Source organism: Streptomyces radicis (assembly GCF_003626575.1).
Taxonomy (GTDB): Bacteria; Actinomycetota; Actinomycetes; order Streptomycetales; family Streptomycetaceae; genus Streptomyces; species Streptomyces radicis.
In genome coordinates, this window is sequence record NZ_RBDY01000050.1 from 1 (window position 1) to 24,652 (window position 24,652).

At 75.9% G+C, this 24,652-nt stretch carries 2 protein-coding genes; both read left to right on the forward strand.

Annotation, left to right across the window (positions count from 1 at the left end; translation table 11 throughout):
• Positions 1 to 98: 98 nt before the first annotated feature.
• Positions 99 to 17,237 carry a type I polyketide synthase gene (locus tag D7318_RS34420; protein WP_230424299.1) on the forward strand — a complete coding sequence of 5,713 codons (17,139 nt, stop codon included), beginning with the start codon at positions 99 to 101 and terminating at the stop codon, positions 17,235 to 17,237.
• Positions 17,227 to 24,652, forward strand: a 7,426-nt coding sequence (locus tag D7318_RS31495) for a type I polyketide synthase (protein ID WP_120700669.1), incomplete at its 3' end; no start/stop codon positions are given. The genes D7318_RS34420 and D7318_RS31495, both read left to right, overlap by 11 nt.

Here is a 24,652-nt window from a genome sequence, read left to right on the forward strand (position 1 = left end):
GTGGTCAGGCCCGTTTCCTCGCCTCCCTCTCCGAAGCCTGGGCGCATGGCGTTCCTGTTGACTGGGGCACGGTGTTCCCCGGCGCCCGTCGGGTCGATGTGCCCACCTACCCCTTCCAGCACCGCCGCTACTGGCTCGACGCCGACTCCCGCTCCGCCGCCTCCGCCGACGGGCTCGGGATGCGCGGCTCCGCGCACCCGCTGCTCGGCGCGGGCGTCGAACTGGTGGACAGCGAGGGCCATCTCCTCACCGGCAGCATCTCGCTGCGCTCCCACCCATGGCTCGCCGACCACGCCGTCGGCGGCGTCGTGCTGCTGCCCGGCACGGCCATGGTCGAGCTGGCCGTGCACGCCGGTGACCAGGTCGGCTGCGGGCACGTGGACGAGCTGATCCTCGAAGCGCCTCTGCTTCTCCCCGCGTCGGGCAGCGTGCACCTCCAACTCACCGTCTCCGCACCCGAGTCCGACGGGCGGCGCGCGATCGCCCTCCACTCGCGCCTGCCCGAGGGGAACGGGCCCGGCGGCTGGACCAGGAACGCCACCGGCCATGTCGCCCCGGCGGCGGCCACCGCGCCGCCGCCCGCCGATGGCGCGCCCTGGCCGCCGCCCGGGGCCGAACCCCTCGACGCCGAGGCGCTGTACGACCACCTCGCCGAGGGCGGCTTCGGCTACGGCCCGGCGTTCCGCGGGCTGCGCGCGGCTTGGCGCGGCGAAGGGGAGCTGTTCGCCGAGGTCGAGCTGCCCGAGGCCGCCGCCGCCCCTGGCACCGAGGACTTCGCGCTGCACCCCGCGCTGCTCGACGCCGCGCTGCACGCGCTGGCGCGCGACGTGCTCGTCGGCGACGGGGGCGTGTGCCGCCTGCCGTTCGCGTGGCACGGCGTCACCCTGCACGCCACGGGAGTGTCGGCGTTGCGCGTCCGGCTGCGGCTGACCGACGGCGGCGATGTGGCGCTCACCGTCCGCGACCGGCACGGCAGGGCCGTCGCCGAGGTCGCCTCCCTGCGGCTGCGCGGCGCCGCAGGGCCGCTCCTTCCTAGGGCCTGTCTGATAATTCCCGGTGGATCAGCGAGCGGCGGATGGCGCCCGCCTGGCAAGGCGCCGGATCGCAGCTCGTACTCAGCCGTACTCGCGCGATTCGGCAACGCAGCCAGGCGGGATGCCAGTCGTCGCGAGCCCGCCGGGGATTGTCAGACAGGCCCTAGCGTTCCCGACGCCAACGGCGGCCTGTATCTGCCGCGTTGGGCCCCGCTCGCCGACGCGGGGTTCGCCGCGCCCGAGCTCGGCGACGTGGCGCTCGCCGACCTCAGGGGGCCGCACGCCGAGGCCGCCGACGTCCCCGCCGCCCTGCGCGGGGTCACCGGGCGCGCGCTGGCGGCCCTGCGGGACCGGCTGGCCGATCCCGCCGACCGGGCGCGCCGCCTGGTGGTCGTGACCGGCGGCGCCGTCGCCGCGAGGCCCGGCGAGGCCGTCGAGGACCCGGCGGCCGCCGCCGTGTGGGGCCTGGTCCGTTCCGCGGCCATCGAGCACCCCGACCGGTTCACGCTGCTCGACCTGGAGCCGGGGAGCGAGGGCGAGCCCTTGGCGAGCGCCGTCGCCGCCGCGGCCGTCGCCTCCGGCGAGCCCGAACTCGCCCTGCGCGCGGGCACGGTGCTTGTGCCGCGCCTCGAACCGGCCGCCAGGGCCGACGCAACGGACCGGCCCCCGTTCGCCGTTGGCGACGGCACGGTGCTGATCACGGGCGGATCAGGCACGTTGGGGCGCCTGGTCGCCCGGCACCTCGTCGCCGAGCGCGGCGTGCGCGACCTGCTGCTGGTCAGCCGCCGGGGCCCCGACGCTCCGGGCGCCGCCGAACTGACCGCCGAGCTCGCGGCGTCGGGGGCCCGTGTCGAGCACGCCGCGTGCGACGCCGCCGACCGGGAGGCGCTCGCCGCGCTCCTCCGCGGGCGGCGCCTGAGCGCCGTCGTGCACACCGCCGGTGTCCTGGACGACGGGCTCATCGGCTCGTTGACGCCCGAGCGGCTCGCACGCGTGATGCGCCCCAAGGCGGACGCGGCCTGGCACCTCCACGAGTTGACGCTCGATCAGCCCCTCACCTCCTTCGTTCTCTTCTCCTCCGTCATCGGCACCACGGGAGGCCCTGGCCAGGGCAACTACGCGGCGGCCAACGCGTTTCTCGACGCCCTCGCCTCCCACCGGCGCTCCCTCGGACTGCCCGCCGTCTCGCTCGCGTGGGGCCTGTGGGCCGAACGCAGCGGCATGACCGGCGACATGAGCGGCACCGACGTGGCGAGGATGGCCAGGGGCGGCATCGTGCCGCTCGATGCGGCCACCGGGCTGGCGCTGTTCGACGCCGGTGCCGCGCTCGGCGAGCCCGTCGCCGTCGCGGCGGCGCTCAGCCCGACCGTTCCCGCGGGGGAGAGCGTGCCCACGGTGCTGCGCGGGCTCGTCCGCACCGCCGCCCCCGCCCGCCCGCGCCTGGCAGCGCCCGAGGGCCGAGGCGGCGAACTCGCCGCCAGCCTGGCCGGGTTGTCGCCCGACCAGCAGCACGAGGCGCTCACCGAGCTGGTCCGCGCCCAGGCCGCGCACGTCCTGCGCCGCGGCACCGCCGCCGCGGTCGACCCGGCGCGCGCGTTCAAGGAGCTGGGGTTCGACTCGCTGATCGGCCTGGAGCTGCGGAACCGGCTCAACGCGGCCACCGGTCTCCGCCTGCCCTCGACCGCCGTGTTCGACCACCCCACGCCCCACGCCCTCGCCGACCTGCTGCGCACCCTGCTGGTGGGCGAGCCCGAGGAGGCCCAACGGGCCGAAGCCGCATTGCCGTTGCCCACCGCCGACAACGGTGACGATCCGGTGGTGATCGTCGGGATGGCCTGTCGCTACCCGGGTGGGGTGACGTCGCCCGATGAGTTGTGGCGGCTGGTGGCCGAGGGGGTGGACGCCGTCTCGGGGTTCCCGGGGGATCGGGGCTGGGACGTGGCGTCGTTGTTCGACGCGGATCCCGAGCGGGTGGGCACGTCGTATGTCCGCGAGGGCGGATTCCTGTATGGCGCCGCGGAGTTCGACGCGGACTTCTTCGGGATCTCGCCGCGTGAGGCGCTGGCGATGGATCCGCAGCAGCGGCTGCTGCTCGAGACCTCGTGGGAGGCGTTCGAGCGCGCGGGCATCGACCCCGGCACGCTGCGCGGCAGCCGCACCGGCGTCTTCGCGGGCCTGATGTACCACGACTACGCCTCCCGTCTGCACACCGCGCCCGACGGCTTCGAGGGCCACCTGCTCACCGGCAACACCGGCAGCGTCGCGTCGGGCCGGGTCGCCTACACGTTCGGCCTCGAGGGTCCCGCGGTGACGGTGGACACGGCGTGCTCGTCGTCGCTCGTGGCGCTGCACCTGGCGGCGCAGTCGTTGCGCAGCGGCGAGTGCGCGATGGCCCTGGCCGGGGGCGTCGCCGTGATGGCCACGCCGGGGACATTCGTGGAGTTCAGCAGGCAGCGTGGGCTGGCGGCCGATGGGCGGTGCAAGCCGTTCGCCGAGGCGGCGGATGGGACGGGCTGGGCCGAGGGCGTGGGGATGCTGCTGCTTGAACGCCTCTCGGACGCCCGTCGCAACGGGCACCGGGTGCTCGCGGTGGTGCGGGGCTCGGCCGTCAACCAGGACGGGGCGTCGAACGGCCTCGCCGCGCCCCACGGTCCGGCTCAACAGCGGGTGATCCGTGCGGCGTTGGCCAGTGCGGGGCTGGGTGCCGCCGAGGTGGACGCGGTTGAGGCGCATGGCACGGGGACGACGCTGGGTGACCCGATCGAGGCGCAGGCCGTCCTTGCCACCTACGGTCAGGGGCGTGATCCCGAACGGCCGCTCTACCTCGGGTCGTTGAAGTCCAACATCGGCCACACGCAGGCGGCCTCAGGCGTCGCGGGCGTGATCAAGATGGTGGAGGCCATGCACCGGGGCACCCTGCCCCGCACCCTGCACATCGACGCGCCCTCCTCCCATGTGGACTGGGACACAGGCCAAGTCCGGCTGCTCACCGAGGCCGTGGAGTGGCCCGAGACAGGGCGCCCCCGCCGCGCCGCCGTCTCGTCCTTCGGCATCAGCGGCACCAACGCCCACGCCATCCTCGAACTGCCGCCCGCAGAGCCCCCGTTGACCGGCGGCCCCGACGCCGACGCCACCGCGCCGCCCGCGCCCTGGATCCTGTCGGCCCGCACCGAGACCGCCCTGTTCGCCCAGGCCGCCAGGCTGCGCGACCACCTGGCCGACCACCCCGAGCCGCGCCCCGCCGACATCGGCCACTCCCTGGCCGCCACCCGCGCTGCGTTCGAGTACCGCGCCGTCCTGCTCACCGGCGCCGACGCCCTCCCCGTGCTCGCCGAGGCAGGGAACGCCGACGCCGACGCCGCAGGGTCGGTCGGCCTGGTGCGCGCCCGCGCCCTGACCGGCGCCAAGGTCGTCTTCGTCTTCCCTGGCCAGGGCTCGCAGTGGGCCGGGATGGCCCTCGAACTCGCCGACGCCTCACCCGTGTTCGCCGAGCGCCTGCGCGAGTGCGCCGCCGCCCTCGCCCCCCACGTCGACTGGTCGCTGCTCGACGTCCTCGCCGCCCCCGGCGCGCCCCTCCTCGAACGCGTCGACGTCGTCCAGCCCGCGCTGTGGGCGGTCATGGTGTCGCTCGCCGAGCTGTGGCGCTCCCACGGCGTGGAGCCCGCCGCCGTCATCGGCCACAGCCAGGGCGAGATCGCCGCCGCCTGCGTCGCGGGCGCCCTCACCCTCGCCGACGCCGCAGCCGTGGTCGCCCTGCGCAGCAAGGCCCTGCGCGCCCTCTCAGGGCGCGGCGGCATGGTGTCCGTCGCCGCCCCCGAGTCCCGCGTGCTCCCGCTGCTGGCCCGCTGGGACGGCCGACTCGCCCTCGCCGCCGTCAACGGCCCCGGCGGCGTCGTCGTCTCAGGGGACCCCGAGGCGCTCACCGAGCTGCTCGCGGCGTGCGAGGCCGACGGCGTGCGCGCCCGGCGCATCACCGTCGACTACGCCTCCCACTCGCCCCAGGTCGAGGCGCTCCGCGATGACATCCTGGCCGCGCTGGCCGGGATCGCGCCCCGCCCCGCGACCGTGCCGTTCCACTCCACCGTCACCGGCGCGCCCGCGCCGCACGACACCACGGACCTCGACGCCGCCTACTGGTACCGCAACCTGCGCTCCACCGTCCGCTTCGCCGAGGCCGTCGACGGCCTGCTGGCCGCGCACGACACGGTGTTCATCGAGGTCAGCCCGCACCCCGTGCTCACCGTCGGCATGACCGAGTCCGCCGACCGCGCCGAGGAACGCCAGGCCGCCGTCCTGTCCACGCTGCGCCGCGGCGAGGGCGGCCCCGAGCGTTTCACCGCCGCGCTCGCCGAGGCGTGGGCGCACGGCGCGCCGGTCGACTGGCCCGCCCTGCACGCCCCCGCGGGGGGCCGCCCGGTCGAGCTGCCCACGTACGCGTTCCAGCGCGAGCGCTTCTGGCTCGAAGCGCCCCCGGCGCCCGAGGCCCGCTCCGGCACCAACTCCTGGCGTTACCACATCGGTTGGACCCCGCTCCCCGAGCGCGGCACCGCCCCGGCGGCCGAGGGCCGCTGGCTGGTCGCCGTGCCCGCCCGCCGCGCCGACGACCCGGACGCGCGCGGCGCGATCGCCGCGCTCGCCGACCATGGCGCGCGCGTGCTGTCCGTCGCCGTGCCCGCCGACGCCGACCGCGCCGCCGTCGCCGCCCTGCTGCGTGCCGTCACCGCCGACGGCGGGGAGCGGCCCACGGGGGTGCTGTCCCTGCTGGCCCTCGACGAGGAGCCGCGCCCAGGGCATGCCGCCGCCCCCGCGGGCCTCACCGCCACCGTCACCCTGGTCCAGGCACTCGGCGACGCGGGCGTCGCCGCCCCCCTGTGGCTGGCGACCCGTGGCGCGGTGGCCACCGAGGGCCTCGGCGGCGAGGACAACGCCCCAGGCAGCGCCGTCCAGTCCCTCATCTGGGGCTTCGGGCGCGTGGTGGCCCTGGAGCACGCCGACCGCTGGGGCGGCCTCGTCGACCTGCCGCCCGTCCTCGACGCCACCGGGGGCGCGCGCCTCATCGCCGCGCTCACCGGCGTGCGCGCCGCCGATGCCAAGCCGGGCGACGCGCCCGAGGACCAGCTCGCGATCCGGCGCTCGGGCCTGGTCGCGCGACGGCTGACACGCGCCCCCGCGCGCGCCGTTCCCGAGGACCGGCGCTGGCGCCCGCGCGGCACGGCGCTCATCACCGGCGGCACCGGCGCGCTCGGCGCCCATGTCGCGCGCTGGCTCGCCCGCAACGGCGCCGAGCACCTGCTCCTCGTCAGCCGCCGGGGTCCCGACGCCCCACGCGCCGCCGAACTGACCGACGAGCTGGCCGCGTTGGGCGCCCGCGTGACGATCGCCGCGTGCGACGCCGCCGACCGCGACGCCCTGGCCACCGTCCTCGACGGCATCCCCGCCGAGCAGCCCCTCACCGCCGTCGTCCACACCGCGGCCGTCCTCGACGACGGCGTGGTGGACACCATCCGCCCCGAGCAGGTCGAACGCGCCCTGCGGGCCAAGGTCACCACCGCCGTCAACCTCCACCACCTCACGCGCGACCTGCCGCTCGACGCGTTCGTGCTGTTCTCGTCCATCGCGGGCACCCTCGGCGTCCCTGGCCAGGGCAACTACGCCCCGGGCAACGCCTTCCTCGACGCGCTCGCCGAGGAGCGCCGCGCCCAGGGGCTCACCGCCACCTCCATCGCGTGGGGCGCCTGGGCCGAAGGCGGCATGGCCGACCAGGACGAGGTCGCCGACCTGCTGCGCCGCCACGGCCTGGCGGGGATGGCCCCCGAACGCGCCCTGACCGCGCTGGGCGAGGCCGTCGACGCGGGCGACGCGAGCGTGTCCGTCGTGGAGATCGACTGGGAGCGCTTCTTCCTCGCCTTCACCGCCTCCCGCACCCGCCCGCTGCTCCACGACATCGCCGAGGTCCGCGCCCTGCGCGCCGACGCCGCCCGCCGGGTCGAGGAGGAACGCGGCGGCTCCGCGCTCGCCCGCCGCCTCGCCGACGCCACCGAGCGGGAGCGCGGGCGCCTCCTGCTCGACCTGGTGCGTGGCCATGTCGCCGCCGTCCTCGGCCACGCGGGCGTCGACGCGGTCGAGCCGGGCCGGGCGTTCAAGAGCCTCGGCTTCGACTCCCTCACCGGCGTCGAGATCCGCAACCGCCTCAACGCCGCCACCGGCCTTCGCCTGCCCGCCACCGCCGTCTACGACCACCCCACGCCCGCCGCGCTCGCCGCCTACCTCCGCGCCGAACTCCTCGGCTCCGCAGCCGAGTTGCCCGTCGCGCCGCCCGAGCCCTCGACCGGGGGCGGGGACGCTGGCCCCGACGGCGACCCGGTCGTGCTGGTCGCCATGAGCTGCCGCTTCCCCGGCGGCGCGGGCAGCCCCGAGGAGCTGTGGCGGCTCGTCAGCTCGGGGACGGACGCGATGGGCCCGTTCCCCGAGGACCGCGGCTGGCGGCTCGACGGGCTGTTCGACCCCGACCCGGACGCGCCGGGCACCTCGTATGTGCGGGAGGGCGCGTTCCTCGACACGGTCGCCGACTTCGACGCGGACTTCTTCGGCATCTCGCCGCGCGAGGCCCTGGCCATGGATCCGCAGCAGCGGCTCATGCTCGAGCTGTCGTGGGAGCTCTTCGAACGCGCCGGGATCGCGCCCGGCACGCTGCACGGCAGCCGCACCGGCGTCTACATGGGCACCAACGGTCAGGACTACCCCGCGCTCCTCGCCGAGGCCGCGCCCGGGGCGCGCGTGCAGGGCGCGCACGTGGCCGAGGGCTACCGCTCGACGGGCGCCGCCGCGAGCGTCATGTCGGGCCGGATCTCCTACGCGTTCGGCTTCGAGGGGCCCTCCCTCACCGTCGACACCGCGTGCTCGTCCGCCCTGGTCGCCCTGCACCTGGCGGCGGGCGCGCTGCGGCGCGGCGAGTGCGACCTCGCGCTCGCCGGGGCCGTCACCCTGATGTCGACCCCGGACCTCTTCGTGGAGTTCAGCCGTCAACGGGGCCTCGCCGCCGATGGCCGCTGCAAGCCGTTCGCCGCCGCCGCCGACGGCACGGGCTGGGGCGAGGGCGCCGGGCTCCTGCTGCTCGAACGCCTCTCGGACGCCCGCCGCCACGGCCATGACGTCCTCGCCGTCATCCGTGGCACCGCCGTCAACTCCGACGGCGCGTCCAACGGGCTCACCGCCCCCAACGGTCCGGCCCAACAGCGCGTCATACGGGCCGCGTTGACCGATGCCGGGCTGACCGCCGCCGAGGTTGACGCCGTCGAGGCCCATGGCACGGGCACCCGGCTCGGCGACCCCATCGAGGCCCAGGCGCTCCTGGCCACCTACGGCCGCGACCGCGACCCCGAACGGCCGCTGTGGCTCGGCTCGGTGAAGTCCAACATCGGCCACACCCAGGCCGCCGCCGGCGTGGCGGGCATCATCAAGATGGTCGAGGCCATGCGCCACGGCGAGCTGCCGAGGTCCCTGCACCTCGACGCGCCGAGCCCGCACGTCGACTGGTCGGCCGGAGCCGTGCGCCCCCTCGCCGAGCCGCTGCCCTGGGCGGACGCGCCGGGCCGCCCGCGCCGCTTCGGCGTCTCGTCCTTCGGCATCAGCGGCACCAACGCGCACGCCATCATCGAGCAGGCCCCCGCGAGCGGACCCGCCGCCGCGCCCGTTCTCGCGCCCGAACGCCCCGACGCCCCCGAGGACGAACGCCCCGCCGTCCCACTGTTCCCCCTCTCCGCCAGGAACGACGACGCGCTGCGCGGCCAGGCCCGCCGCCTGCGCTCGTTCCTCGCGGCCGAGCGCGGGTACGGGCACGGGCACGGCGCCATGACCGACCTGGCGTACTCGCTGAGCACCACCCGCGACGCCCTGCCCGCCCGCGCCGTCGTCACCGCGGACACCCACGAAGGACTGCTGCGCGCCCTCGACGGCCTCGCCACTGGGCGCCCCACCGCGGATGTCGTCACGGGCCGGGCCGCGACGGAGCCCGCCCTCGCGTTCCTGTTCACGGGGCAGGGCAGTCAGCGGCCCGGGATGGGCGCCCAACTCGCGGCCGCTTTCCCGGCGTTCGCCGAGGCGTTCGACGCGGTGTGCGGGGAGCTCGACCGGCACCTGGGGCGTCCACTGCGCGACGTCATCGACGGCGAGCCCGACCTGCTCGACCGCACCGCATACGCCCAACCCGCCCTGTTCGCCCTCGAGATCGCCCTCTTCCGCCTCCTGGAGAGCTGGGGCGTCGCGCCCAGGTTCCTCGCGGGGCACTCGGTCGGCGAGCTGGCCGCCGCGCATGTCGCGGGCGTGCTCACCCTGCCCGACGCCTGCCGACTCGTCGCCGCGCGCGGGGCGTTGATGCAGGCGCAGCGCTCAGGGGGCGCCATGGTGGCCATCGAGGCCACCGAGGATGAGGTGACGCCGCTCCTGACCGGCCACGAGGAACGCCTCGCGCTCGCCGCCGTCAACGGACCCACCTCCGTCGTCCTCTCGGGCGACGCCGACCTGGTCGACGAGGCCGCCGCCCACTGGGCCGCCCACGGCCGCAGGACCAAGCGGCTGCGCACGTCGCACGCCTTCCACTCCCCGCACCTCGACGGCATGCGCGACGCCTATCTGCGGGTCGCCGCCTCCCTCGCCTACGCGCCGCCGCGCATCCCCGTCGTCTCCACCGTCACCGGGCGCCCGCTCACCGACGAGGAGGCGTGCTCGCCCGCCTACTGGGCCGGGCAGGTCCGCGCCACCGTCCGCTTCGCCGACGCCGTCGCCACCCTGCTCGCCGAGGGCGCCACCGCGTTCGCCGAACTCGGCCCCGACGCCGTCCTGTCAGGCGCCGTGCCCGACTGCGCGCCCGCCGACAGGCCCTCGCCCCCCGCCGTTCCGCTGCTGCGCGCCGACAGGCCCGAGCCCCGCGCCCTGGCCACCGCCCTGGCGCGCCTCCACGTCCACGGCGCCGAGGCGGACCCGGACGCCCTGTTCGCGGGCACGGGCGCGCGCCGCCGCCCCCTGCCCACCTACGCGTTCCGGCGCACCCGGTACTGGCCCACCCTGCCCGACGCCCTCGCGCGCGCGAACGAGCCCTGGCGGCACTGGCGTTACCGCGTGACCTGGCGCCCGCTCGCCCCCCAGGGCCCCGGCGACCTCACCGGCACCACATGGCTCGGCCTCGTCCCTGCCGACGCGCCCGCCGACCCGAGCCTCGCCGCCCTCACCGCGCGCGGCGCCCGCGTCGTCACCGTCCCCTTCGAGACCGCCACCGACCGGGCAACGCTCGCGGCCCGGCTGGCAGCGGAGGCGGCGGATGCCGCGTTCCACGGCGTCGTGTCCCTTCTCGCGCTGGACGAACGCCCCCACCCCGCCGAGCCCGACATCCCCATGGGCCTGGCCCACACCGCGCTCGCCGTCCAGGCACTCGGCGACGCGGGCTGCGACGCGCCGCTGTGGCTGGTGACCAGGGGAGCCGTCGGCACGGGGCCCCACGACGCGCCGCCCCGCCCTGAACAGGCCATGACCTGGGGGCTCGGCCGCGTCATCGGCCTCGAACACCCGGACCGCTGGGGCGGGTTGATCGACCTGCCGACCGAAGGCTCAGCCGCGTCCACGCTGTGCGACGTGCTGGCCGGGCTCCCCGGCGAGGGCCGCGACGAGGACCAACTCGCCGTGCGCGCGGGCGGACTTCTGGCCCGCCGCGTCGAACGGGACACCGCCACAGCGCCCTTCGAGCCCTGGCACCCCCGCGGCACCGTCCTCATCACCGGCGGCACCGGGGCCCTGGGCGCCCATGTCGCCCGCCGCCTGGCCCACCACGGCGCCGACCACCTCGTCCTGGCGAGCCGCCGCGGCATCGCCGCCCCTGGCGCCGCCGAGCTGAGCGACGAACTCACCGCGCTGGGCGCGCGCGTCACCGTCACCGCGTGCGACCTGGCCGAGCGGGACTCCGTCGCCGCCCTGCTGGCCGAGCACCCGCCCACCGCGGTCGTCCACACCGCGGGCGTCAACGTGGAGGGCCCGCTTGCCGAGTTGGGCCTCACCGGCCTGGCCGAGGTGGCGGGAGCCAAGGTCGCTGGCGCCCGCCACCTGGACGAACTCCTGGGCGAGACACCGCTGGACGCGTTCGTGCTGTTCTCCTCGATCGCGGGCGTCTGGGGCAGCGGCGGCCAGGCGGGCTACGCCGCCGCCAACGCCCACCTGGACGCGCTCGCCGAGCGCCGCAGGGCCCGCGGCCTGACCGCCACGGCCATCGCCTGGGGCCCATGGGCGGGCGGCGGCATGGCCCATGACGCGGGCGTGGACCGGCTGCGGCAGCGGGGCGTTCCGGCGCTGTCCCCCGAGGACGCCGTGACGGCCCTCGAGGCGGTCATCGCCGACGACGCCGCCACTGCGGCGGTCGCGGATGTGCGCTGGGAGCTGTTCGCGCCGACGTTCACCGCCGCCCGCCCCCGGCCGCTCATCGGCGACCTGCCCGAGGTGGACGCGGTCCTCACCACCACCACCACCGCGCCGCCGAGCGGCGGACCCGGGGCACGGTACGCGGCCCTCCCGCCGCGCGACCGCGCGCACGCCCTGCTGACGCTCGTCACCGAGCATGTCGCGGCCGTCCTCGACCACCCCACTCCGGCGGGCATCGCCCCCGAACGCGCCTTCAAGGAGCTGGGGTTCGACTCGCTCACCGCCGTCGAGCTGCGCAACCGCCTGGGCGCCGAGACAGGGCTGCACCTGCCCACGACCCTGGTCTTCGACCACCCCACCCCCGAGGCCCTGGCCACCCACCTCGTCGAACGCCTCTACGGCGCCGAGCCCGTTCAGGCTCCCCGAGCGGAACGGGCCCCGGCCACCACGGCCGTTGACGAGCCGATCGCGATCGTCGCCATGGCCTGCCGCTACCCCGGCGGGGTCCGCTCGCCCGAGGACCTGTGGCGCATGGTCGCCGAAGGGGGCGACGCCGTAGGGGAGTTCCCGGCCGACCGGGGCTGGGACGTGGACGGCCTCTACGACGCCGACCCCGACCGGCCCGGCACGTCGTATGTGCGGGACGGCGGATTCCTGTACGACGCCGCCGAGTTCGACCCCGGCCTCTTCGGCATCTCGCCGCGCGAGGCCCTGGCGATGGACCCGCAGCAGCGGCTGCTCCTCGAGACCTCGTGGGAGGCGTTCGAACGGGCCGGGATCGATGTGACCGCCCTGCGCGGCCGGTCCGTCGGGGTGTTCGTCGGCGCATCCCCCCAGGGCTACGGCGCCGGGCTCACCCAGACGTCGGCGCCGCCCGAGATCGCGGGCTACCGGCTCACCGGCGGCGCGACCAGCGTCTTCTCGGGCCGGATCGCCTACAGCTTCGGGTTGGAGGGTCCCGCGGTGACGGTGGACACGGCGTGCTCGTCGTCGCTCGTGGCCCTGCACCTGGCCGCCCAGTCGTTGCGCAACGGCGAGTGCGCGATGGCGCTCGCGGGCGGCGTTGCCGTGATGGCCACGCCCGAGGTGTTCACCGAGTTCAGCAGGCAGCGCGGGCTCGCGGCGGACGGCCGCTGCAAGGCGTTCGCGGAGGCGGCCGACGGAACAGGCTGGGCGGAGGGTGTCGGCGTGCTCCTGGTGGAACGCCTCTCCGACGCGCGCCGCAACGGCCACCGCGTCCTCGCCGTCGTCCGCGGCTCGGCGATCAACCAGGACGGCGCGTCGAACGGTCTGACCGCGCCCAGTGGGTTGGCGCAACGGCGGGTGATCCGGGCGGCGTTGGCCCACGCGGGTCTTTCGGTGGGCGATGTGGACGCGGTGGAGGGGCATGGGACGGGGACGACGCTGGGTGATCCGATCGAGGCGGGTGCGCTGCTGGCCACCTATGGTCAGGGTCGGGATGCTGAACGGCCGTTGTGGTTGGGGTCGTTGAAGTCGAACATCGGGCATGCCCAGGCGGCCGCCGGTGTTGGTGGTGTGATCAAGATGGTGCAGGCGATGCGGCATGGGGTGCTGCCTCGGACGCTGCATGTCGATCGGCCGTCCTCGCAGGTGGACTGGGAGGCGGGGGATGTTCGGCTGTTGACCGAGGCGGTGGAGTGGCCCGAGTCCGGGCGCCCACGCCGCGCGGCCGTGTCCGCCTTCGGCATGAGCGGCACCAACGCGCACCTCGTCATCGAGCAGGCCGACGAGCCCGAGGCCGCGGAGGCCACCGCCCCGGTGTCGCCGCCCGTGCCTGTGCCGCTCGTGCCTGTGCTGCCCGTCTCGGCGGCCGACGAGGACGCCCTGACGGAGCGGATGCAGCAGGTGCGCGCCCTGGCCACCGCCATGGACCCCGCCCAACTCGCCGACGTCGGCTGGTCGTTGGCCTCGGGCCGGGCCGCGCTCCAACAGCGCGCCGTGCTGCTCGGCGCCGATCCGGTGCTTGGCGCCGTGGCACCGGGGGCGGGTCGTCCGGTCTTCGTGTTCCCCGGGCAGGGGTCGCAGTGGGTGGGGATGGCGGTCGAACTCCTTGACGAATCCCCGGTGTTCGCGGGGTTGGTGGGGGAGTGTGAGGCGGCGCTGGGTGGGTTTGTGGACTGGTCGCTTGTTGAGGTGTTGCGGTCGGGTGATGGGGGGTGGTTGGGGCGGGTTGATGTGGTGCAGCCGGTGTTGTGGGCGGTGATGGTGTCGTTGGCCGGGTTGTGGCGGTCTCATGGTGTGGAGCCCGCTGCGGTGATCGGGCATTCCCAGGGGGAGATCGCTGCCGCGTGTGTGGCGGGTGCGTTGTCCCTCGAGGATGGCGCGCGGGTGGTCGCTCTGCGGAGCAGGGCGTTGTTGGCGCTCTCCGGGCTCGGGGGGATGGTGTCGCTGGCGGAGCCGGTGGCGGGGGTGGAGTCGCGGATCGCGGCGTGGGGTGAGCGGCTTTCGGTGGCGGCGGTCAACGGGCCGCGTGCGACGGTGGTGTCGGGTGAGCCGGGGGCGTTGGATGAGCTGCTGGCGGCGTGTGAGGCGGAGGGGGTGCGGGCGCGGCGGATCCCGGTGGATTACGCCTCCCACTCCGCGCAGGTCGAGGTCCTGCGCGAGCGGATCCTGGCCGACCTCGCCGAGCTGACGCCCCGCACCGGCACCGTCCCCTTCCACTCCACCGTCACCGGCGAGGAGGTGGACACCGCGCGCCTCGACGCCGCGTACTGGTTCGACAACCTGCGGGGGAGGGTGCGTTTCGCGCCGGTGGCCGCGTCGTTGGTGGAGCGCGGCTTCGGCGCGTTCATCGAGTGCAGCGCGCACCCCGTTCTGGTGCCGGGGCTCGAAGACGCCGTCGCCATCGGCTCGTTGCGGCGGAACGAGGGCGGCCCTGCCCGTTTCCTCGCCTCCCTCTCCGAGGCCTGGGTCCATGGCGTGCCCGTCGACTGGGGCACGGTCTTCCCCGGCGCCCGCCGCGTCGACGTCCCCACCTACCCGTTCCAGCACGGCCGTTACTGGCTCGACGCGGCCACCGTCGGCGCCGTGGACGTGGCCGCGGCGGGGCTCGCCGCTGAGCGGCACCCGCTGCTCGGCGCCGGGCTGTCGCTCGCCGACAGCGACGCGCACGTGTTCACCGGGCGGCTGTCCCTGGCCGACCACCCGTGGCTCGCCGACCACCTGGTCCACGACGTGGTCGTTGTCCCCGGCACCGCGCTCGTCGAGCTCGCCCTGCACGCCGCCGCGCGCACCGGCCATGGCGGCATCGACGAGCTGACCCTCGAAGCGCCGCTCACCGTCCCCGAGGACGGCGAGACCCAGCTCCAACTCACCGTCGGCGCACCCGACTCCGAGGGCCGACGCGGCGTCGCCCTGCACGCGCGCCGCGGCGAGGAGCCGTGGACGCGGCACGCCACGGGCACCCTGGCCACCGAGGCCGCGCCCGGCGCGTTCGACCTCGCGGCCTGGCCGCCCGCCGGTGCCACCCCCGTCGACGTCGTCGAACTCCAGGCCAGGCTGGCCAAGACGGGCATCGACTACGGCCCGGCGTTCCGCGGGCTGCGCGCCGCCTGGCGCGTCGAGGGCCCGCGGCCCGCGGTGTGGGCCGAGGTCGTCCTCCCCGACGGCACGGGCCGAGGCGGCGGTCCGAGCGGCGGCTCAGGCGGCGGCTCCGGCTACGGCCTGCACCCGGCGCTGTTCGACGCCGCCGTGCAGGCGATGGGCGCCGGTGGGCTGGTCGACGAGTCCGACGCCGCCCGCCTCCCGTTCGCCTGGTCGGGCGTCACCCTGCACGCGCCAGGCGCGACCGCGCTCCGCGTGCGCCTCACGCCCGCCGTGGACGCGGCGGGGGCGCGCGAGGGCGTGTCCCTCGCGCTCGCCGATGGCACCGGCGCGCCCGTGGCCACCGTCGCGTCGCTCGCGCTGCGCCCGCTTGCCGCCGACCAACTGCGCGGCCCCGGCGGCCATGACGGCCTCCACCGCGTCGAGTGGACCCCGCTCCCCGCCACCCCGGCGCCCGCCGGGGCCGACGTGGCGGACGCCGCGGGGGACGTCGTGTTCGCCGACCTCGGCACCGAGCCAGGGGACCCGCGCGGCACCGTCGCCGCCGTCCACGACGTGACCGCGCGCGCCCTGACCCTGGTGCGGGAGTGGCTCGACGACGAACGCTCCACCGCCGCGCACCTGGCCGTCGTGACGAGCGGCGCCGTGGCGACCGCGCCCGGGCACGGCGTCGACGACCTGGCCGCCGCCGCGGCGTGGGGCCTGCTCCGCTCCGCGCAGGCCGAACACCCCGACCGCATCGTCCTGGTCGACATCGACCATGACCCGGCCTCCCGCGCCTCGCTCCCCGCCGCCGTCGCCTCGGCCATCGCGGCGGGCGAGCCCCAACTCGCCGTCAGGGGCGGGGCGTTCATGGTGCCCCGACTGCGCCACGCCCCCGCCGCCACCGAGCCGCTGCCCCGCCCAAGGCCCGAGGGCACCGTGCTCGTGGTGGGCGGCACCGGCACCCTCGGCACGCTGCTCGCCCGCCACCTGGTGGCCGAACACGGCGCCCGTCACCTGCTGTTGCTCAGCAGGCGCGGCCCCGACGCGCCGGGCGCGGCCGAACTCGTCGCGCGGCTCGGCGCGTTCGGCGCGACGACCGACATCGTCGCGTGTGACGCCACCGACCGCGCCGCGCTCGCCGCCGTCATCGCCGCCATCCCCGCCGAACGCCCGCTCACCGCCGTCGTCCACTCCGGTGGCGTCCTGGACGACGGCGTCGTGCAGAACCTCACGCCCGAGCAGCTGACCCGCGTCCTGCGCGCCAAGGTCGATGTCGCCACCCACCTGCACGAGCTGACGGCGGGCCTCGACCTGGCGGCGTTCGTGCTGTTCTCCGCCGCGGCCGCGACGTTCGGCCGCCAGGGCCAGGCCAACTACGCGGCGGCCAACGCCTATGTGGACGCCCTGGCCACCCACCGCGCGGCCGCCGGGCTGCCCGCGACCTCCATCGCCTGGGGACTGTGGGAGCGGCGCAGCGACATGACCGGGCACCTGGACGGCGCCGCGCTCTCCCGCATCGCCGCCGCGGGGATGCTGCCGCTCGACGCGGCCGACGGGCTCGCCCTCTACGACGCGGCGCTGCGCGGAGCGGACCCCGTGGTGACCGCGGCGCGGCTCGACCCGGCCGCGCTGCGCGGCGAGGACGTCGCGCCGCTGCTCAGGGCGCTCGCCCGCCCCGCCGCCAGGCCGGGCCGCGCCGCGGCCGCCGCGCCCGAGGGCGGCGCCGACGCGCTGCGCCGGCGCCTCGACCCGATGACGGGCGAGGACCGCGAACGGGCCCTGACCGACCTCGTGCGCGCCCAGGCGGCCGAGGTGCTCGGGCACGCGTCGGTCAACGCCGTTCCGCCGCATCGCGGCTTCCTCGAGGTCGGGTTCGACTCGCTCACGGCCGTTGACCTGCGGAACCGGCTGGGCCGCGCGGTGGGGCGGCGGCTGCCCGCCGTGCTCGTCTTCGACCACCCCACGCCCGCCAGGCTCGCCGCGCACCTGCGGGCGCTGCTGTGGCCCGGCGGCGACGGGCGGGGAACGGCACGGCCGCACGAGCCGACGGCCGTGGCCGAGCCGGACGGCACGGCCGCCCAGGAGACCGCGGCCGAGCCGGAGGCCGGGGCCGAGGGGAAGGCCGCGCCCGAACCCGGCGGCGAGGACATCGCCGCCGTCCTGAGGAACGCGACGGCCGACGAGGTCTTCGCCTTCATCGACGCGCAGATCATCGACCGCGAGAAGGGCGGGCCACGGGGTGACCACTGAGGAGAAGCTGCTCGACTACCTCAAGTTGGTGACGGCTGACCTCCACACGGCCCGCCAGCGCCTGAAGGAGATCGAGGAGCGCACGCCCGACCCCGTCGCGATCGTCGCGATGAGCTGCCGCTACCCCGGCGACGTCCGCTCGCCCGAGGACCTGTGGCGCCTCGTGGCCGAAGGCGGCGACGCCATCACGCCGTTCCCCACCGACCGAGGCTGGGACCTGGACGCGCTGTGGGACGAGGAGCCGGGCCGCCCCGGCACCTCCTCCGTGCGGCACGGCGGCTTCCTCCACGACGCCGCCGACTTCGACGCCGCGTTCTTCGGTATCAGCCCGCGCGAGGCGCTGGCCATGGACCCGCAGCAGCGGCTCCTGCTGGAGACCTCGTGGGAGGCGTTCGAACGCGCCGGGATCGACCCCGCGTCGCTGCGCGGCAGCCGCACCGGGGTCTTCGCCGGGGTGATGTATCACGACTACGCCTCCCGCCTGCCGAGCGCGCCCGAGGGGCTCGAGGGCTACTTCTACAACGGCAGCGCGGGCAGCGTCGCCTCGGGCCGCATCGCCTACACCATGGGGCTCGAAGGCCCGGCCGTCACCGTCGACACCGCCTGCTCCTCGTCCCTCGTCGCGCTCCATCTGGCCTGCCACGCCCTGCGCGAGGGCGACTGCACCCTGGCGCTGGCCGCCGGGGCCACCGTCCTGGCCAGCCCGAACCTCTACGTCGAGTCCAGCCGCCAGCGGGCCCTGGCCGCCGACGGCCGCTGCAAGGCGTTCGCCGACGCCGCCGACGGCGCGGGATTCTCGGAGGGCGTCGGCGTCCTCCTGCTCGAACAGCTGTCCGACGCCCGCCGCAACGGGCATCCGGTGCTGGCCGTCGTGCGCGGCTCCGCCGTCAACCAGGACGGCGCGAGCAGCGGCCTCACCGCGCCCAACGGGCCCGCGCAGGAACGGGTCATCCGCGCCGCCCTCGCCAACGCGGGCCTGACCACGGCCGACATCGACGGCGTCGAGGCCCATGGCACCGGCACCCGGCTCGGCGACCCCATCGAGGCCCAGGCGCTGCTGGCCACCTACGGACGCGAACGCGACGCCGAACGGCCGCTGTGGCTGGGGTCGTTGAAGTCCAACATCGGCCATACCCAGGCCGCCGCCGGGGTCGGCGGCGTCATCAAGTCCGTCATGGCGATGCGGCACGGCGTGCTGCCCCGCACCCTGCACGTCGACGCGCCCTCCTCGCACGTCGACTGGGACGCGGGCCACGTACGGCTGTTGACCGAGGCGATGGCCTGGCCCGAGACGGGCAGGCCGCGCCGCGTCGGCGTCTCGTCGTTCGGCGCCAGCGGCACCAACGCCCACGCCATCCTCGAACTGCCCGTCGACGCCGGGCCGTCGGCCGAGCCCTCAGCCGCCCCGCACGGCGATGGCCCCACGCCGCTCGTCCTGCACGCCGCCGACGCCACCGCCCTCCCCGCCCAGGCCGCCGCGCTGCGCGCCCACCTCGCCGCCCACCCCGCGACGCCGCTGCCCGCCGTCGCCCACGCCCTTGTCACCACCCGCGCCGCCCTCGACCACCGCGCCGTCGTCGTCGCCGACGACCGCGACGGCGCACTCGCCGCGCTGACGGCGCTCGCCGAGGGAACGCCCGGCCCCGGCGCGTTCACCGGGCGCGCCGTCCCGGGCGCCGACCGCCCCGTCATGGTCTTCCCAGGCCAGGGCTCACAGTGGGTGGGCATGGCCGTCGACCTGCTGAACGCGGCCCCCGACGCCCAGGCCCTCGACGCCCAGGCGCCCGACTCACCGGCCCGCGCGTTCGCCGACCGCGTCCAGGAGTGCGAACGCGCCCTCGCCCCGCACATCGACTGGTCCCTGACCGGCGTCCTGCGCGGCGACCCCGGCGCGCCCCCGCTCGAGCGGGTCGACGTCGTCCAGCCCGTGCTGTGGGCGGTCATGGTGTCGCTCGCCGAGCTGTGGCGCGCCCATGGCGTGGAGCCCGCCGCCGTCGTCGGCCACTCGCAGGGCGAGATCGCCGCCGCGTGCGTCGCGGGCGCCCTGTCGCTCGATGACGGCGCCCGCGTCGTCGCCCTCCGCAGCAAGGCGTTGCTCCAACTCGCGGGAGACGGCGGCATGGTGTCCCTCGCCCTGCCCGCCGACGCCACCCGCGCCCTCCTCGACCGCTGGGCGGGCCGCCTCGCGATCGCCGCGGTCAACGGCCCACGCGCCACGGTCGTTTCGGGCGAGCCCGGCGCGTTGGACGAGCTGCTGGCCGCGTGCGAGGCCGAGGACATCCGCGCCCGCCGCATCCCCGTCGACTACGCCTCCCACGGCCCGCAGGTCGAACGCGTCCACGACGAGCTGCTCACCACCCTGGCCCCGATCACCCCGCGCGCCGCCCGCGTCCCGTTCCACTCCACCGTCACCGGCGCGCCCGAGCCGCACGACACCACGGGGCTCGACGCCGCCTACTGGTACGCCAACCTGCGCGGCACCGTCCGCTTCGAAGAGACGGTTCGCGCCCTCGTCGCCGCGGGCCACACCCTCTTCGTCGAGGTCAGCGCGCACCCCGTGCTGACCGCCGCCATCCAGGACACCGCGGAGGCGGCGGGCGCCGAGGCCGCGGCGATCGGCACCCTGCGTCGCGACGAGGCCGCCGCGCGCCGCTTCCTCACCTCGCTCGCCGAGGCATACGCCCTCGGCGCCGACGCCGACTGGCGCCGCGTCACCGGAGCAACGGGCAACGGCACGGCCGCGCTGCCCACTTACGCCTTCCAGCGCGAGCGCTACTGGCTCGACGCCCCCGCCCCCACCACGAGCGCCGCCGGGCTCGGCCTGCGCACCGCCGAACACCCGCTGCTCGGCGCCCTCGTGGCCCTCGCCGACGCCGACGGGCTGCTCTTCACCGGCCAACTCTCCCTCCGCGCCCAGCCGTGGCTCGCCGACCACGCCGTGCACGGCTCGGTGCTGCTCCCCGGCACCGCCCTGCTCGAACTCGCCCTCCAGGCGGGCGACCACGTGGGCTGCCCCACCGTCGACGAGCTGACCCTCGAAGCCCCGCTCGTCCTGCCCGAACGCGGCGACGCGCGGTTCCAGCTCGTCGTGGACGAGCCGGGCCCCGAAGGGCGCCGCGCCCTGCGGCTCTACTCGCGCCCCGACGACACCGCCCCCTGGACCCGCCACGCGCAGGGCGTCGTCTCTCCCGGCGCCGACAAGCCGGGCCCGGGGCTGGCCAGTTGGCCGCCCGCCCACGCCGAGCCGCTGCCCCTCGACGGCCTCTACGAGCGGCTCGCCGCGATCGGCTTCGCCTACGGCGACGCCTTCCAGGGGCTCCGCGCCGCATGGCGCCACGGCGACGAGCTGTATGCCGAGGTCGCCCTCCCCGAGCGGGCCGTGGGAGACGCCGAACACTACGGCCTGCACCCGGCGTTGCTCGACGCCGCCCTCCACCCCCTGGGCCTGACCGGCCAACAGGACGGCGGGCGGCTGCCGTTCTCCTGGAACGGCGTCACCCTCCACGCCGTCGGCGCCACCGCGCTGCGCGTGCGCCTCGAACCCCTCGGCCCCGACCGGGTCGCCCTCACCGTCGCCGACGGCTCGGGCGAGACCGTCGCCCAGGTGCGGTCGCTCGCCCTGCGCCCCGCCTCCGACGACCTCGCCCATGGCACGCCGGACGGCGTCGCCCTCCACGCCGTCGACTGGCGCCCGCTCGAACCCGTACCCGCCGAGCCGGGGGATATGGACGCCACGGTCGTCTCGTTCGCCGCGTCAGGACGGGACGACATGGTCGGTGCGGTGCATGAGGTGGTGGTGCGTGCGCTGGGGGTGGTGCATGAGGCGCTTGCGGGTGGGGGGCGTTTGGTGGTGGTCACGGGTGAGGTGTCCGGTGATCCGGTGGCGGGTGGGGTCTGGGGGTTGGTGCGGTCGGCGCAGTTGGAGCATCCGGGGCGTCTGGTGTTGCTGGCGTCGGGTGAGGGGGTGCCGTCCGGTGAGGTGTTGGGGGAGGTGTTGGCGTCGGGTGAGCCTCAACTGGCCTGGCGGGAGGGGCGGTTGTATGTGCCGCGCCTCGAACGCGTCGTGGACGACCCGGGGACGGCCCCCGCCCTCGACCCGGACGGCGTGGTGCTGATCACGGGTGGTACGGGGGCGTTGGGTGGGGAGGCGGCGCGGCATCTGGTGGTCGGGCATGGTGTGCGTCATCTGTTGTTGGTGTCGCGGCGTGGCCCGGAGGCCGAGGGTGTGGGGGAGTTGGTGGCGGGGCTGGGGGCGTTGGGTGCCTCGGTGCGGGTGGTGGCGTGTGATGTGGGGGATCGTGCGGCGCTCGCCGGGCTGTTGGCCGAGGTGGAACGCCCCCTCACGGCCGTCATCCACGCCACCGGCGTCCTCGGCGACGGCCTTGTGGACACCCTCACCGATGACCGGCTCGCCGGTGTGTTGCGGGCCAAGGTGGATGGTGCGTGGTATCTGCATGAGCTGACGCGTGAACAGCCTTTGGCCGTCTTTGTGTTGTATTCGTCGGCCGCCGGGGTGCTGGGGTCTGCGGGGCAGTCGGCGTATGCGGCGGCGAACGCGGCGTTGGACGGGCTTGCGGGGCTTCGGCGTGCGCGGGGGGTGCCGGGGGTGTCGTTGGCGTGGGGGCTGTGGGAGCGGCGCAGTGGGATGACCGGTGGTCTGGGTGAGGCGGATCTGGCGCGGATGGAGCGCGGCGGTCTCAAGCCCCTCACCACCACCCAGGGCCTCGCCCTCCTCGACCGCGCGCTGGCCACCCCCGCGCCCGACCCCGCACGGGCCGCGCTGCTCGCCGCGCGCCTCGCGCCGCTCACCGCGTCGCCCGACCTGCCGCCGCTCCTGGCCGGTCTCGCCAGCCCCACCCGGCGCAGGCGCCGCCGCGCCGCCGACGCCCCCGCCGCGCCCCGGCTGCGGCAGCGGCTCGCCGCCCTTCCCGAGCCCGAGCAGCGCCACGCCACCCTCACCCTGGTCCTGGAGAACGTCGCCGCCGTCCTCGGCCACGCGTCCCCCGACGCCATCGCACCGGGCCGGGCGTTCAAGGACCTCGGATTCGACTCCCTGACCGCCGTCGAGCTGCGTAACCGCCTCGGCGCGGCCACCGGCCTGCGCCTGCCCGCCACCCTCGTGTTCGACCACCCCACCCCCGAGGCCCTGGCCGACCTCGTCCGGCGGCGCGTTCTCGACCGGGCCCCCGAGCAAGGACGCGCCACCACCACGGCCGTTGACGAGCCGATCGCCATCGTGGCCATGGGCTGCCGCTACCCGGGCGGCGTCGCGTCGCCCGAGGACCTGTGGGACCTCGTCACCCAAGGGACCGACGCCATAGGGGAGTTCCCGGCCGACCGGGGCTGGGACGTGGACGGCCTCTACGACCCCGACCCCGAGCGTTCGGGCGCCTCGTACACGCGGCACGGCGGATTCCTCGACGGCGCGGGGGACTTCGACGCGGAGCTGTTCGGGATCCCGCCGCGCGAGGCCCTGGCCATGGACCCGCAGCAGCGGCTCCTCCTCGAAACGTCGTGGGAGGTGTTCGAGCGGGCCGGTGTCGACCCGATGTCCTTGCGCGGCAAGGACATCGGCGTCTTCGCGGGCGTGATGTACCACGACTACGGCAGCAGGCTGCACACCGTTCCCGAGGACGTCGAGGGGTTCCTCGCCACGGGCGCGTCGAGCAGCGTGATCTCGGGCCGCATCGCCTACACGTTCGGCCTCGAGGGCCCCGCCGTCACGGTGGACACGGCGTGCTCGTCCTCGTTGGTGGCGCTGCATCTCGCCGCGCAGTCGCTGCGGAACGGCGAGTGCGCGATGGCCCTGGCCGGGGGCGTCACCGTGATGTCATCGCCCGCGTTGTTCACCGAGTTCAGCCGCCAGCGCGGCCTGTCGCCCGACGGCCGCTGCAAGGCGTTCGGCGCGGGAGCGGATGGCGCGGGATTCTCCGAGGGCGTCGGCGTGTTGCTGCTCGAACGCCTCTCCGCCGCGCGTCGCAACGGGCACCGGGTGCTGGCGGTGGTGCGGGGCAGCGCCGTGAACCAGGACGGCGCGTCCAACGGTCTGACCGCGCCGAATGGGCCCTCGCAGGAACGGGTGATCCGGGCGGCGCTGGCCACCGCGGGTCTTTCGGTGGGCGATGTGGACGCGGTGGAGGGGCATGGGACGGGGACGACGCTGGGTGATCCGATCGAGGCGGGTGCGCTGCTGGCGACCTATGGCCAGGGTCGGGATGCTGAACGGCCGTTGTGGTTGGGGTCGTTGAAGTCGAACATCGGGCATGCCCAGGCGGCCGCCGGTGTGGGTGGTGTGATCAAGATGGTGCAGGCGATGCGGCATGGGGTGCTGCCGCGCACGCTGCACGTGGACGAGCCATCGCCGCACATCGACTGGGACCAGGGCCAGGTCCGGCTGCTCACCGAGCCCGTCGACTGGTCCCACGACGCCGGGCGCCCTCGCCGCGCGGGCATCTCCTCCTTCGGGGCGAGCGGCACCAACGCCCATGTCATCATCGAGCAGCCGGACGAATGGCGGCAGCCCGCCGACGGCCCCGCCGCCCCCGACCGCCCCGTGCCCCTCCCGGTCTCCGCCGCCGGGGAGGCCGCGCTGGACGGGCTCATCGAACGGGTGCGCGCCCGTGTCGCCGCCGCAGACTCCGCCCAACTCGCCGACGTCGGCTGGTCGTTGGCCTCGGGCCGGGCCGCGCTCGAACGCCGTGCGGTCCTGCTTGGCTCGGATTCGGTGGTCGGCTCGGTGGTGCCGGGGGCGGGTCGTCCGGTGTTTGTGTTTCCGGGTCAGGGGTCGCAGTGGGTGGGGATGGCGGTCGAACTGCTTGATTCCTCGCCGGTGTTCGCGGGGTTGGTGGGGGAGTGTGAGGCGGCGCTGGGTGGGTTTGTCGATTGGTCGCTTGTCGAGGTGTTGCGGTCTGGTGATGGGGGGTGGTTGGGGCGGGTTGATGTGGTGCAGCCGGTGTTGTGGGCGGTGATGGTGTCGTTGGCCGGGTTGTGGCGGTCGCATGGTGTGGAGCCCGCTGCGGTGATCGGTCACTCCCAGGGGGAGATCGCGGCGGCGTGTGTGGCGGGTGCGTTGTCTCTTGAGGATGGCGCGCGGGTGGTGGCGTTGCGGAGCAGGGCGTTGCTGGGGTTGTCGGGGCTTGGGGGGATGGTGTCGCTGGCGGAGCCGGTGGCGGGGGTGGAGTCGCGGATCGCCGCGTGGGGTGAGCGTTTGTCCGTCGCGGCGGTCAACGGCCCGCGCGCCACGGTGGTGTCGGGTGAGCCGGGCGCGTTGGACGAACTGCTGGCCGCCTGCGAGGCGGAGGGGGTGCGGGCCCGCCGCATTCCCGTTGACTACGCGTCGCACTCCGCGCAGGTGGATGGCTTGCGTGAGCGGATTCTGGTGGATCTTGCGGGTGTTGAGCCGCGTCCCGGCGGGG